Here is a 13308-nt window from a genome sequence, read left to right as displayed (position 1 = left end):
TATGGCCGTTCTCGCTTTCCTCGTCCTACTCCTCAAAAGATTTTGAACAGGCTCTTAGAAGATGATACGGGATTCCTCACTGGTGGAGGTCCGCTGCAGCCGCTGGTTGGGCCGCGCTACGCGGGTCAACCAGCGGATGACGATCTGCAGGACCTCACTCCGGCAGTTTCTTGCTCCGGGTGGAAAGCCTGTCTGGCCGAAGCAGGCGCTGGCTGCGCATGACGTACAAAATGAACACGCGGGGGCCTTCTTGTCGATAGAAGACGCGGCAGGGAGCTTCGACAATCTGTCTGTAGCGCCATCCCTTCAGCTCCGGTGGCTTTGAACCGCTCCTGGGGTAATCGGCCAATTGCCCCACATGGCGAAATATCTTCCGTACAAGGCGCCTTGCTGCTTCGGGATTGTCCAACGCGATGTAGTCGGCGATGGCATCCAGATCGTTCAGCGCCGGTTCCGTCCAGATTACTTCAGCCATCGGGCCATGCGCTGCTTCGCCTGGGCGTGGCTCACGGTGCGCCCTTCCTCAAGAGCGCGTTCCCCGCGGGCGATGCCTTCCAGCAGGCTCATCCGGCGTTGCAAGGTCTCATAGGTTTCAACATCCACGAGATAGGCGCTAGGTACCCCATGCTGGGTAATGAGAATGGGCTCCTTGCTCCGTTCCAGATCGGACAAGAGTTCCGTAGCTTGGCGCTTCAGGGTGGTGACAAGTTCCGTTCGCATACAGTGATACTAAAGTATCACTGTATGCAATGCAAGCGTTTTGAGACCCACCGGCTCAGCGGCGGTCGCAGGGCCGTTGAGACGACGCTTCGTGCCGGCTGGAGCGTCTTGTTTAGCCGCAACCTCGTGATGACATCCAAATCAGCCCGTTGTTGAAAAGAAACGGGACCCCTTTGTTTCGCGCGTCCTTGCGCCCCGCCTCGGTGCTCAGGCGCTTGCGGGGGTTTCCCGCTTGCGCGTCTCCCGTTGCATCAGAGCGACAGGTTCCTCCGTTCCTTCGCCATGTCTGAATCACGCTCACGACGACGACTCTTGATCGACGCCGCGTGCCGCAGTGTGATGTCTGCCCCGGCGCACCGACCTCGATCGCCTCCCCTCATCATGAGGTGAAGCATCGCGTCCATTCTTACACCGATGGGTGCCTTCGTAGCGCACAGATTCCCAGCCCCTTGGCGCTCAAACTTTCTTTACATCACATCCGACCTAGAGAGCATGGGAGCCTGCGCCATAGGTCATGGTGGCGGAATACAATCCGCCCACGAGTCGATCTGCTCATGCCGGCTCGCGATTGACGGCAACCGCGTGCCGAAAGCCCAACGCATGGAGGAGGGCCTCAAGGATTCGGAATTCAGGATTGCCGCGTTCCGAGAGCATGCGATACAGACTTTCTTGATTCAGCTTTGTTTTCTCGGCGAGCGACGCAACTCCTCCCTGGGCCTCCGCAACATTTCGCAATGCCCGCAAAAACAATTCTGGATCATCCTCTTTGAGCGCGGCATTCAAATACTCTTCAGCTTCCCGCGCATCTCGCAGGCTTTCAATAAGATCTGTTTGGTAGGCCGTGCCTCTTTCTCATAGACGCCTCCTGTAGTCAGTCCAATACCGCTGGGCTATTTCAATATCGTCCGGCTGTGTGTCTTGATCCCTCGATCCAATCTCACCCGAATTTTGGCGCGGGCCTTGTGATCATCACCGAGGGTGGGCCAATCCCACCCGGCAGGCTAGCACACACACAAGATGTCAGAGTAACGCCCCCCGACTCTCCCAGTCATCTCCCCTCTCAGAACAAGCTCGTCTACTTCGAACTACTGATCGAACGAAGCGTGGCTTTAAAAACAGGCGAGGTCATTGGCTCGACAAAAAACGACCGGAAGGTGCGGTGGACCATCTCGGTATGGCGCTGATGATCGACATGAAACAATGTGGCTGCCTTCATCCGATCCTGTGCACCGTACCCCATCCGGACCGCACAGCGCTCCAACTCTTCCGAGCGTTCGGGAAGCGAATGGGTCTGGAGATCATCGACCATCTGCAATTTATGTTCGACATCGCGCAGGAAGAGATACGCGGCGGCCAGCGCATCGCGGTCTTCGGTCGAGAGCAGTTTTTTCTTGGCCAGCCGGTTCAGCGAAGCGAGGGTGCTCCGGTCCAATAGCGCCGGCACCGTTCGTCCGGCCAAGACTTGAACAGTCTGCACGAAAAACTCAATCTCTCGAATCCCGCCGGTCCCCAGCTTGACGTTGCGTTGTGCGTGACCACGGTCCGTCATTTTTGCATCGATCATGTCCTTGACGGCGCGGACGTCTTGCACAATCGTCAGCGCCTTGTTGCGATCCATTTTATCCCCGGTCCCCAAGACAAACGACTTCACCAGCTTCAGAAACGCCTGCCCGACATCATGGGAACCGGCGACTGGCCACGCTTTGAGCAACGCTAACCGCTCCCAGACCTGTCCGCGTGTCGCATAATATTTCCGATACTCGACCAGCGAGCGAGCCAACTGGCCAACAGAACCCTCGGCCCGCAACCGCAGATCGACTCGAAAGACGTAGCCTTCTCTGGTGGGTTCGACCAACACTCTGGTGAGCTCACGGGCGAGAATCTCAAAATATTCTTCATTGGAAATGCCGACGCCGGCTGGGATCACGGCACGCCTCCCTCTCGGCGCTCTGGTCTCTCCATCGTGGGACTCATAGAGGTAGATCAGGTCCACATCGGAACTGTAATTCAGTTCATGTCCACCGAGCTTGCCCATCCCCATCACGACGAACTTGGTCTCCACCCACCGTCGTTGCCGATTCTGATGCATGGGAATGCCATATTGCTGATGGAGATCGGCGTCGACAACCTCGTAGGCCGCATGAATCAGGAGGCAGGCCAAATCCGACAACGAGCCGGTTGTCTCCGGCACCGTCGAGAGGCGGAGGAGATCCCGCACACCAATCCGCAACATCTCTCGCCGTTGGAATCGGCGCAGCGCATCCAGCTTCGATTCTTTCGAGGTGAGATGCCCGATGCTTGCGTACAGCGCGCGCTCCATCCCCTTCCGCGTCGGAGGTCGCGCGAGGACATCCTCCTCAGCCAGCCAGTACACCACGGTTGGGTCTCGAATGAGCGTAAAGGTCAAGGCATTGCTGTTGCCAAAGATCACACAGAGAAGATCGAGCATGCGCGGCCACGTGCGCAAGTAGTCGAGAAATGCGGTTCGGGATACGCCCGTCAACATGCGCTCCCAGTGGTTCAACGCCTGGTCGGGATCGGCCGTTCGGGCAATCGATTCCATCAACAGCGGCAGGATGTCGGCGAGCTGCCGGCGTTGGATCGGGTCACCGGCCATGGCATCGAGATTACGGTCTGCTCGATCGAGATCACGCAGGCCATAGGCGGACAAAATCACCCGGGTGCCCTCAGCATTTCGCTTCTCCCCCAGCAGGATAGGCTTGGGATCCGGCTTATCGGGACGACCTTCAGTCAACGAGGGGAAAGGCGACGAGTGGGGTGTGGGAGTTCTTCGAGGCATGGAGCGGCATTATACGCACGGGTTCCTCTACGCACAATGAAACCATTCGGGTATACTGAAGTCCATGTCCACTAGTGCTCCCAATCGTACCGCGCTGCTCAGCACAGTTCGTCCCCTGTGTCCTGATGTTGCGCCTGAAATCCTTGATGATTTTTTCAGCCGCATGGACCCAGAATATTTTAGGAGATTCAAACCTCTGGCGATTGCCGCTCATATCCGTTCGACGGCTCAGCTCACCCCGGAACGCCCCTGCGCAATGGCCTTTGCCGAGCAGCAAGACACACGGTTTGAGGTCACGATCGTGGCCTATGATTACTTCTCTGAATTCGCCACGATTTGCGGCCTGCTCTCTGCGTTCGGCCTGAACATCGAAGAAGGAGATATCTATACGTTTGGGGAAACCGCGGCTGCGCCACCCGCTCGCACAAGTTGGGCAGGATACGGACCGCGCGTCCGCGCCACGGGCAGTCCAGGGCTGACCAGGAAAAAAATTGTCGATGTGTTCCGCGTGCTGCCGGTACCAGGAGTGGAATTGGGTGACATTCAACAGAAACACCTGACGGATGCGCTCCACTCAGTCATCACATTGCTCGATAAAGGGCAATTTACAGAGGCCCGCTGTGCCGTGAATCGACGGCTGGTCGAACAGCTCGGCAAGCGCCGCGGTTCTTTCAGCGGTCTCCTCCATCCAGTCCAGATCACATTCGACAACAACCAATCTCCGACCGACACGGTCATGGATATCCGGTCGGACGATACCCCGGCTTTTTTGTACGCCTTCGCCAACGCCCTGGCCATGCGCAACGTGTACATTTCCAAAGCGCAGTTCGACGTTGAGGAAGGGAAGATTCACGATCGCTTCTCTGTCCGCAACCGCCATGGCCAGAAGCTGACCGATGCAACCGATCAGCAGCAGCTGCGCCTGACGGCCGTGCTCATCAAGCAATTCACCCATGCCCTGACCTGGGCTCCTGACCCAACCAAAGCCTTGGAGGCCTTTGACCAGTTTCTTGACCTGACCATGCAGCAAACGAAAGGGAAAGCCCAGCAAGAAGCCTTGGCGTTTCTCAGCGACAAGAAAACCTTCCCCCTGCTCGCCCGTCTGCTCGGGGCCAGCGATTTTCTCTGGGAAGACTTTCTGCGCCGCCAACACAGCAACCTGCTGCCGCTCCTGCAAGATTATCGCGATGCGCCCCTCATGACCCCCAAAGCCACGCTTCGCAAGGAACTCGATCGCCTTGTGAGTAAAGCCAAAACCGACGAGGCCCGGAAGGCCGCGCTAAACAGCTTCAAGGACCGTGAACTGTTCCGCATCGATATGAAGCACATCGTTGAGCCAGACACAGCGCTGCCTGATTTTTCAGCTGCATTGACCCAACTGGCCGAAGTTATCCTCGATCGGAGTCTGAAAGATTGCCACGCCAAACTGAGTACGGTGCATGGCCCACCACGCTTGGGCAATAAAAAACCCTGTCCCTTCACTGTGCTGGGCTTGGGCAAGTTCGGTGGCAAGGAACTCGGCTACGCCTCTGATATTGAAGTGATGTTCGTGTATGGGGACGCCGGCCGCACCGGTGGCAAGCAGCCGATCGACAACAGCGAATACTTTGAGCGGCTGGGGGCGGAACTCTTACAATGGATCGAGGCCAAACAGGAAGGCATCTTTCATCTCGACGTGCGTCTCCGTCCTCACGGCGGAAAAGGCTCTCTGACCAATCCCTTTGACGAGATCACCAACTATTACAGTGACCATGGCCTGGCCGCGCCATTCGAGCGCCAGTCATTGATCAAACTGCGGCATGTGGCGGGCGATGCGGCCCTTGGCAAGCGCGTCGAAGCCCATCGCGATCACTACGTCTATAGCGGAAAACCCTGGAATATCCCCGAAGCCCTCGCGTTGCGCCGACAGCAACTCAAGCAGCTAGTGGAGCTCGGCACCGTCAACTTGAAGCATAGCCCGGGCGGTATCGTCGATATCGAGTATGCCATGCAGTACCTCCAAATCCTGCACGGCCATCGACTCCCTGTCCTGCGCACCCCCAACACCATGCAGGCGCTGGAGACCCTCGTCGAGTGTGGCCTCGTCACGAGGCAAGACGGCGAGACGCTCCGCAAGGCCTACTTCTTTATCCGCATGCTCATTGACGGCCTTCGTATGGTCCGTGGCAACGCCAAAGATCGAGTCCTTCCCCCAACCGACTCCGACGAGTTCATCTTCCTCGCCCGCCGCGTGGGCTATACCACCGATGACTGGCAAGCCGGCGCACGCCATCTACACACGGATATCGGGCAACATATGACACTCACCAAAGAGTTCTTCGAACGAACATTCGGACGTCTGTAACCCAATCAACGGGGTGAATGGGGAGTTTTAGGCCGGATTGTGGACAGACGCAGCGATGCGGTAACGCTTGCCACGCCGTCAACCAGCACCACGTCATCGAACGACCTGACGCCCTTTACTCAACCCTTCCCGCGCGACAACCCTGGAAAGAGGAAGAGGGAAACATTGACAGCCTCGGCCAGCTCAGCGCAAGCTAACGTGGAGCCAGTGTTGCTCCACGTTCTGGTATTCGATGGACGACTTGCTATCGTGATTCATCGAATGCATACAGAGGCGGAGGACGGACAGGGACCTAGATGGTGAACAATGCACCAATCCTGTTTCGAGTCAGATGGCTTTCCCATGTGATTGTCGCGAGTGTGGTCTTGGCCAATTGTGAGAGTGCCGCGCGGCAACTCGACAGGCCGACGGGAACGTCGCCTGTCATCCAGACGAAGGGCTGGCAGATGCACACCGACCCCGTCTATGGCTTTGCAATCGAATATCCCAAAGGGTACGTGATTCTCAAGGAAATCACCCTCCCAACACCCAACCAGCCGGCGGCGGTCCAGCGCGTACGCTTTCAACAAAAGCACATCGCAGCCGGCCAGTTTGCGGATCTTGAACCGCCCATGTTGACTATCCAGGTATTCCCGATACCGTCGGGACGCTCGCTGCGTGATTGGCTCAACTCCTTCGGCCTGCTGCCTCCCGGCAGCGAGATTACTGCCGTTCAACTGCCAGGGGCACGCGAAGGGGTGAGAGTCGCACTCCGGCAGCAGCTTGCGCCCAACGAGTTCCTCTATTTCGCAACCGACCAGTACGTGTACGGTCTCATCCCCCTTGGTCCAGAGAACGAGAAAATGCTCGCGTCGTTTCGCCTGATCATGACGCCCTAAATGGGACGGAATGCCTCGCGAGTCAACGGGGCACCAGTCAACGATCTTCATAATCTGTACATGCGGCGGGAACTTGCCTGCACGGATGGCGGGTGCGGCTATCGCACCCGCCACTGCCATCTTCAGGATTTCAGCAGTTGCCAGCTCTCGCGGCGCACATCGTATTAAGAAGAGGAATGAACCCACCGGCTCGGCTGTCAGGGATCGAGCTGCCCTGGACCTTCGGAGCCGTCTCGATGTACCCATATGAGCTCACTCCGACAACCGCATTCAGATTACTCGTCAGCCCACCTTTGCCCTGAATGCCATAGTTCATCACCCAAGGGCCGCCGCTCGAGCCACCTCGGGCATTCGATCCGTATTCAACATTATTGGGGCTGGTGGCCCGAAAGCTTTGCGACGTCACCTGCTGCATTTTCTGGCATGCATCGATGTTACACGGATACCCAAGCTTCGTCGTGTGGTTTGGGAGGAGACTGAGGGTCCGGAAGCCCAAGGTCCCGGTGATCGCACCGATTCTCTTTCCAGCCCTGTCGTTAATTTCGAACATCCCGAAATCCGCCGCATTGGGGACCAGACCATTGGAAGCGAGCCACTGGGATGTGGTGCCCACACGGCGAGGCGTGAAGGTTCCAAGAGGCGCAGCCCCGTCTCTGAACGCTGGAACGAACAGGAAGTTGCGGTGAAACCCAGCGGATCCGCCGCTCCCCTTATGAACACAGTGGCCCGCTGTGAGCACAATCCTCTGCCGAATCACTGAGGCCGAGCAGACAAACCTTTCCCCCGTATTATCGGTGAAAAACAGTTTGCCGACCGTGCGGTTTGGAAAGATGGTCTCCAAGGCAGGTGGATTGACCCGCGCACTGGTGAAGTGGGCCTTGTACGACCCAGCGGCCTGTGACTCGATATCGCCGGCTTCGACCTGAATCTTGACCTGTGCCGGGTCGTAGAGACGCGTGGCAGAATCAGCGCTGGCCGGTGCGGTGGGTCGCTTCCCAGGAAGGGAAACAGGCGTCCCGCTCGCCTGTGCAGCCGCCTCAGGAGCGACCGCGTTCGGATTCGCCAGTGGAAGCATCGGTTGAGCGTTGGCTAAACGTTCTGGGGTCCAATAAGAAAGGGTCTCTGCCGCCTGCGCCTCGGTGGTCTCTTTGCCGAGCTGGAATGTCAGGGGCGCGGCCACGTTGACTGCCGCGCTGAGCCGTGTCTCCGTATTTTCCTGTGCCTCCGTGCTGCCACTCTGCATACACACAATGACCAACAGAGCCGGCATGACCCTGACGAGTGCGCTTCGTATTCTCATGAACAGTCCTCCTCGATTGTTTAGCTAGTGACTTGCCCACCGATACCGTGAATCGTTGTGAATTGACGAGTATGCGGTTCCCACTCCTCATTCTTTCCGCTCATCGAATCTCTCTTCTTGCTCTTTTTCGTCTTCCAACTGTTCCGTCTCATGCGCGATATCCCAGTTCCGACGTTCGGTATTCGCATCGTCGTCGAGGCTCGCGTCGTCGATTGGGTCTTCGGGGACCACGACGGACAGGGGCATTCCATCCGGCGTCCACACATTCATCATGGGAAGGATGCCAGGTTGCTCTGAAGCATCCACCGACTGGCTGGTACGGTCAGACAGGAGTGACCGATCTGGCCGAAGCGCCGGATCTTTTCTCTGGTCCGCGACCGACTCCTGAACTGACGCGAGAGGCGTCACCGGCTTCGTAAGGTCGTTGCGGGATGACGGACTATCTTGCTGCGCGGGATTCGCCGTGGACGCCCCGTTCAGACTTGCGTGAGATTCCACACCCGGCGCGGGGTCGGATAGTGCTGGTCCACAGGCGGACAGTCCTATGGGAAGCGCCAGACTCAGCAACCAACCCAAGCATGGTGACAGCACCGGCTGGACATATATCCACATACGCCTACCCTTAAGAGCTTTTCAGGTGATGGGGGCGAGACAGACTCAGAGGCCCAAGAACATCATCCCGTGCGCGCAGTCAGTCATGAAGCTAACTGACTTATAGTATCTGCATCACTGGCTCGTCAATGTCCAATACTCATGTATCAAACTTATATGCGCATCTCATGATGCTATTCTTGCGTCGATCAGCCACCGGATGTTACGTCGTGCAAGCCAGCGCTCAGTGTTACCTTCGGACCGTCGCGGCCCCCATGCCCTACCAACAGTTCTTCCGCGCTCGGGAGCAGGTGATCTTCCTGGAAGACCGCTCACTGGAATAACTTGTGAAAATCCGGCAGAGGTGCGCAACGAAGTCAGAAGACTATTCTGGACGATCTAACCAGCGGCTGTGACTTCCCGGTCGCTGGTTAGTCCCCACTCTACTTTTTCACTGCATACACGACCGCTCACTCCTTTACTCTATAATTTTGGATTCTTAAGCTTGGTAGGATTCTGACCGATAGAGCTTCTGCCCCACAACCAGGAACTCCCTTATGACTTCATCAAGCACGGCCATGGAATCGGCCTTCATCGATTCAATCCGCCCTCGTCTCCATCAAAAACTCAGACCGCTCTTGGACGAATCCAGCCACTGTCTTCCTATCTTGCAATTGACCTGTCAGCAAATCTTGACCCATATGGGTCCTCAGTCCAACGCCGTGAATCTCGCCCAGGTGATCAGCCGAGACCATGGGTTGACATGCAAAGTTCTGCAAGTGGCAAATAGCATCGCCTACAGCCCGCAGCAGACGATTGTGTCGGTCCCACACGCCGTCAGTTGGCTCGGGCTCGACACGGTTCGGTCTCTCGTGGCTGCGGCACATCTTGTCGAACAACTGCAACACTGGCCGGTTCGCCAACAGGAGTTTCGAACCTTGATCGCCAAGTCCCTGATCTCCGCGACCTATGCCAACGAACTAGGCATGGCTATTGGCTACCCACAGCCTGGGCAGTTGTTTACCGGTGCCCTCCTCTATTCGATCGGAGACTTGGCCATTGCCTACCAAGACCCTGACCTCTTTCTTGCTCTCCAGGCTATTTCCAAGACAACCAAGCGCCCGTCGGAATGCGTGCTTCAAGAGACACGCCTCATCGGTGTGCCACGATTGACCTTGGCCCAAGCATTGGCCCACATGTGGAAGCTACCGGAGGATCTGATCGAGCTCTTTCGTCATCCGGAAGAACAGCCGATGGAGCATTGGCAAAGCGAACTCCACACCTACCGAGGTATCGTCGTCGGCTCCATTCGCCTGGTTGAGGTGCTGACCAGCCCCGCCCCGCAGACCTCCATTGAGAAAGCCAAGAAGACGCTCCAGCTCGGAAGCGGACTCTCTTCTGGCCCGTTCACGGATTTGATGATTCGGGCTATGGATCGAGGGCACCAACTCATCCGTTCAATGGGACTGGCAATCGCCTCGCCCGATGAAGCCACGTCACCATCAAAGGAGCAGGACCTCAGCGAATTGATCCCACACTCGCCCGCCATTACACCGCCGTCCAGCACAAACCAGGCTGCACCCATTCGAACCAAACCACTGGAAACACTTCAAGCCTTTCAGGACTCGCTGCAAGCAGCGAAAGACCTCAACGGCTTACTGGAAACATTTGTACAATCCCTCCATCGGGATGCCGGATTTGATCGTGTAGGCCTGGCACTTCTGAACCAGAATGATAGTGATCTCCTTGTCGGAAGACTGGTATGTGGCGTGACTCCTCCCGCGCCCCACCTCCAGTCCCTCTCAGGCTCGCTCAGCCGGGAGCACCGATTTTTCCTCACGATCCTCAAGCGTGTCGATCCACTCCTCGTTCCCAACTTTTCAGATCAGATGGCCGGGACTCTGAAGCAGGACTTTCTCGATAGCTGGAAACCGACATCGGCAATCGTGGCGCCGTTGCGGGTGGGAGCGAGACCGATCGGGCTCATCTACTGCGATCGAGCCACCAGCACCCAGCCGGTGCTCCCCCAAGACTACCAAGTATTTCAGCTGTTTTTTGCCCAGGCAACGCTCGGTCTGAATAGACTGGCCGGGATACTCTAGTGTGCCGACTACGAGATGGTGAGTGCCCCACAGGAAACCGTCTTCCTTCCGAATCGGATCGATGAGCACACCCACTCAATCGGAAGATGCTGTACTTCTATTAACGCTGGTGAAGGCTAAACAGCAGGTGAGCCAAGCTCCATTTCTAACCACCGAGCAAGTGCTGAACAGCTAGGCAGCCATGGCGTGGGGATTGATCACCGCCAACGTCTCCTGGAGTTGCTCGTAGGCCTCCTTGAGCAGCGCGGGGAGGTTGTCCGGCAAAAACTGTGTGCTCTCGAGAGCGGCCGGATCGAATAGGACCACCTCTCGACGCCGGTTCGGCTCACATTCTTCATAATCCACCACAGCACCGGCGAGATGAACGATGGAGGCATGGAGAATGAACTCGCCGGCTTCCATCGGATTCACCTGGTGGCGAATGGCCTGCTCAATCTGTGCGGGCATGCCCCAGAACCGGACCAGTTCGGCCCCGACCTCTGCAAAATCGCACCCGAAGTTAGCCCCCTCAACCTCGGCAAGCGAACTCTCCAGGTAGGCCGCTTCAATCAGCGCCGATTGTGCCCGCTGCGGGATGGTCTGGTAGAGGACGAAGTGGCCGATGTCGCGTAGCAAGCCTTCGACGAAAAATCGCTCGCTGTCGTTGATACTGCAAGACTTTGCAATCTTTCCAGCCAGCAACGCACAGAGGACGCTCTTGCGCCAAAACTTAGGAACATCCATCAGTTGAATAGGCATCCCGGAAAAGGTCCGGCCGATGGTCGTCGCGGTCACCAAGTCATTGATGGCCTGTATGCCAAGGAGATTGGCGGCACGGGTGATCGTGTCGATCTGCCTCGAAAACCCATAGCGGGGGCTATTGACGATGCGAAGCAGCCTGGCGGAGATAGCCGGATCCATCTTGAGCACATCGGCAAGGTCGTCCATGGTTGAATTGGGGTCGTCCACAACATCCCGTACACGGAAGTAAATCTCCGGCAAGGTGAAGACGGTGGTGCAGGACTGGACCAGTTCGCTCGCCAATGGCATGGCCGAGAACCCTCCCCGTGATGTCGATAGAACCCGGCTTCTTCACTCCCTATCGGCGAGAACCGCGCGGAACTGTAGAGACACGGATCAGCTATTTTCTGGAGGACGCTGCTGGGATTGCCACGAGGCCGATCGAACCATCTTGCCCCACTCGGCTTTGGTCCCGCGGAGCCATTGCCAGAGGCCTATCAGTTTCCAGTAAGAGTTCAACTGCCGATACCCGAAGTTTTCAATCACCGAGACGCAGAGCAATTTCCAGAAATCCGAGGGGCGCTGATACAGATGAAATGTCATTTCTTCCATGAGGAGGGCACTCAACGAAAGCGTGATGCCGAACCCAACAGCAACAAACATACAGACCGCCCACACATGCAATGAGACCAGCCCTAACCCAAGCCCTACCAGCAAGAGGAAATAGCCGAGCATTTCAAACGTCACCCCAAACCATTCAAAAATGACCATGAACGGAAAGGCGAGCCAGCCGACCGTCCCGCCCTTTCGATGACAGCACAGCTCGAAGTGACCCGCCAGGCTATCGCATAAGCCGCGCTGCCAGCGGATGCGCTGATTCCGGAGGGTTCGCAAATCCTCAGGGACCTCAGTCCAGCAGACCGGATCCGGCACATACGTAATGCGATACGGCTGACCATTCAGGCGATACTGATGGTGCAAGCGCACCACCAATTCCATATCTTCACCGATCGTGTTGGTTCGATACCCACCGACTTTCAGCACCGCTTCTTTTCGAAATAATCCAAAGGCGCCGGAAATAATCAGCATCGCATTCATCGGAGACCAACCCTGCCGCCCGGATAGAAATGCGCGCAAATATTCGACCGTTTGCAACAGTGCCAGAAAACTAGATGGCAAGCCTACTGTTTTCAAGAGTCCATGTTCCACGAAACAGCCATTGGCCACGCGAACGGTGCCGCCCGCAGCAATGGTACGGGGTTCGAGCAAGAACGGCTGGACCACGCGATACAAACTGTCCTGTGCCAAGATGGAGTCGGCATCGATACAACAAAATAATGAATACACGGACAGATTGATTCCGGCATTGAGGGAATCCGCCTTCCCTCCATTCTCTTTATCGATCACACGGACATTCGCGTAGGTCGACGAATGATACGTGGCACGCACCGGCTGAGTCAGCAGATCGTGGCCGTAGGCTTCAGGAAACGGCTTCAATCCGAACTCTTGCCGCAGAACTTCAATGGTGTTGTCGGTCGAGCCATCACTGACCACGATAATTTCATATTCAGGATAATTCAGCTGTAACAAAGAACGAATAGAATTCACGATCGTCGCCGCTTCATTGTATGCTGGCACAATGATGCTGATCTGCGGCTCATATCCAGTAAATGTACCTGGAAATCGTTCGCCCATTCGCTCCTCAAAATACTGCCGGAGCGAGAAGATTGACACGGTATTGAGCGCCAAGTAGCCCCCGGTCAGGGTGGCTAAGTACAACAAGAATCCAGACTGAACAATGTTAAAGATGACTTCCGGCATCATGGGTTCTGCGTTGGGTGCATCGTGGCCCG

Annotated in this window: 11 protein-coding genes; 3 read left to right on the top strand and 8 right to left on the bottom strand. The window is 56.8% G+C overall.

Going from position 1 to position 13308, the window contains the following annotated elements:
* Window positions 1-154: 154 nt before the first annotated feature.
* From E8D52_14800 to E8D52_14785, 4 genes are all read right to left on the bottom strand, one after another.
* Window positions 155-475, bottom strand: a complete 321-nt coding sequence (locus tag E8D52_14800; GenBank protein ID TKB66943.1) for a type II toxin-antitoxin system RelE/ParE family toxin — start codon at window positions 473-475, stop codon at window positions 155-157.
* A complete protein-coding gene (locus tag E8D52_14795) occupies window positions 463-720 on the bottom strand; it encodes a type II toxin-antitoxin system Phd/YefM family antitoxin (protein ID TKB66942.1) in 258 nt (85 codons plus the stop codon). Before E8D52_14795 ends, E8D52_14800 begins: the two co-directional genes overlap by 13 nt.
* Before the next feature lie 552 nt (window positions 721-1272).
* Window positions 1273-1542 carry a putative addiction module antidote protein gene (locus tag E8D52_14790; protein TKB66941.1) on the bottom strand — a complete coding sequence of 90 codons (270 nt, stop codon included), beginning with the start codon at window positions 1540-1542 and terminating at the stop codon, window positions 1273-1275.
* A gap of 253 nt (window positions 1543-1795) precedes the next feature.
* Entirely contained in the window at window positions 1796-3520 is a 1725-nt protein-coding gene (locus tag E8D52_14785) for a hypothetical protein (GenBank protein TKB66940.1), read from the bottom strand.
* A 64-nt stretch (window positions 3521-3584) separates the two neighbouring features.
* On the opposite strand from E8D52_14785, the gene E8D52_14780 reads away from it, so the two are divergent.
* Both E8D52_14780 and E8D52_14775 read left to right on the top strand, forming a co-directional pair.
* Window positions 3585-5864, top strand: coding sequence for a hypothetical protein (locus E8D52_14780; GenBank protein TKB66939.1), 2280 nt, complete (start codon window positions 3585-3587; stop codon window positions 5862-5864).
* A gap of 296 nt (window positions 5865-6160) precedes the next feature.
* Window positions 6161-6742, top strand: coding sequence for a hypothetical protein (locus E8D52_14775; protein TKB66938.1), 582 nt, complete (start codon window positions 6161-6163; stop codon window positions 6740-6742).
* Between the two features lie 130 nt (window positions 6743-6872).
* Here E8D52_14775 and E8D52_14770 read toward each other — a convergent pair whose 3' ends face one another.
* Window positions 6873-8042, bottom strand: coding sequence for a trypsin-like serine protease (locus E8D52_14770; protein TKB66937.1), 1170 nt, complete (start codon window positions 8040-8042; stop codon window positions 6873-6875).
* Between the two features lie 87 nt (window positions 8043-8129).
* On the bottom strand, window positions 8130-8654 hold the full coding sequence (locus E8D52_14765) for a hypothetical protein (protein ID TKB66936.1): 525 nt from the start codon (window positions 8652-8654) through the stop codon (window positions 8130-8132).
* A gap of 536 nt (window positions 8655-9190) precedes the next feature.
* Here E8D52_14765 and E8D52_14760 point away from each other — a divergent pair.
* On the top strand, window positions 9191-10735 hold the full coding sequence (locus E8D52_14760; GenBank protein ID TKB66935.1) for an HDOD domain-containing protein: 1545 nt from the start codon (window positions 9191-9193) through the stop codon (window positions 10733-10735).
* A gap of 171 nt (window positions 10736-10906) precedes the next feature.
* Here E8D52_14760 and E8D52_14755 read toward each other — a convergent pair whose 3' ends face one another.
* Entirely contained in the window at window positions 10907-11764 is an 858-nt protein-coding gene (locus tag E8D52_14755; GenBank protein ID TKB66934.1) for an HDOD domain-containing protein, read from the bottom strand.
* An 87-nt stretch (window positions 11765-11851) separates the two neighbouring features.
* Window positions 11852-13279 (bottom strand): glycosyltransferase family 2 protein, encoded by a 1428-nt coding sequence (locus E8D52_14750; protein ID TKB66957.1) that lies wholly within the window; start codon window positions 13277-13279, stop codon window positions 11852-11854.
* Window positions 13280-13308: the final 29 nt, after the last annotated feature.

The sequence above is a fragment of the Nitrospira sp. genome (genome assembly GCA_005116745.1).
Classification (GTDB): Bacteria; Nitrospirota; Nitrospiria; order Nitrospirales; family Nitrospiraceae; genus Nitrospira_D.
Note: the sequence above shows the minus strand (reverse complement) of the source record. Positions and strands in the feature narration are given on the sequence as shown.

Coding starts and splice junctions, on each gene's coding strand:
- E8D52_14800 (TKB66943.1), bottom strand. CDS start 475: ATGGCTGAAGTAATCTGGACGGAACCGGCGCTGAACGATCTGGATGCC.
- E8D52_14795 (TKB66942.1), bottom strand. CDS start 720: ATGCGAACGGAACTTGTCACCACCCTGAAGCGCCAAGCTACGGAACTC.
- E8D52_14785 (TKB66940.1), bottom strand. CDS start 3,520: ATGCCTCGAAGAACTCCCACACCCCACTCGTCGCCTTTCCCCTCGTTG.
- E8D52_14780 (TKB66939.1), top strand. CDS start 3,585: ATGTCCACTAGTGCTCCCAATCGTACCGCGCTGCTCAGCACAGTTCGT.
- E8D52_14775 (TKB66938.1), top strand. CDS start 6,161: ATGGTGAACAATGCACCAATCCTGTTTCGAGTCAGATGGCTTTCCCAT.
- E8D52_14770 (TKB66937.1), bottom strand. CDS start 8,042: ATGAGAATACGAAGCGCACTCGTCAGGGTCATGCCGGCTCTGTTGGTC.
- E8D52_14765 (TKB66936.1), bottom strand. CDS start 8,654: ATGTGGATATATGTCCAGCCGGTGCTGTCACCATGCTTGGGTTGGTTG.
- E8D52_14760 (TKB66935.1), top strand. CDS start 9,191: ATGACTTCATCAAGCACGGCCATGGAATCGGCCTTCATCGATTCAATC.
- E8D52_14755 (TKB66934.1), bottom strand. CDS start 11,764: ATGCCATTGGCGAGCGAACTGGTCCAGTCCTGCACCACCGTCTTCACC.
- E8D52_14750 (TKB66957.1), bottom strand. CDS start 13,279: ATGATGCCGGAAGTCATCTTTAACATTGTTCAGTCTGGATTCTTGTTG.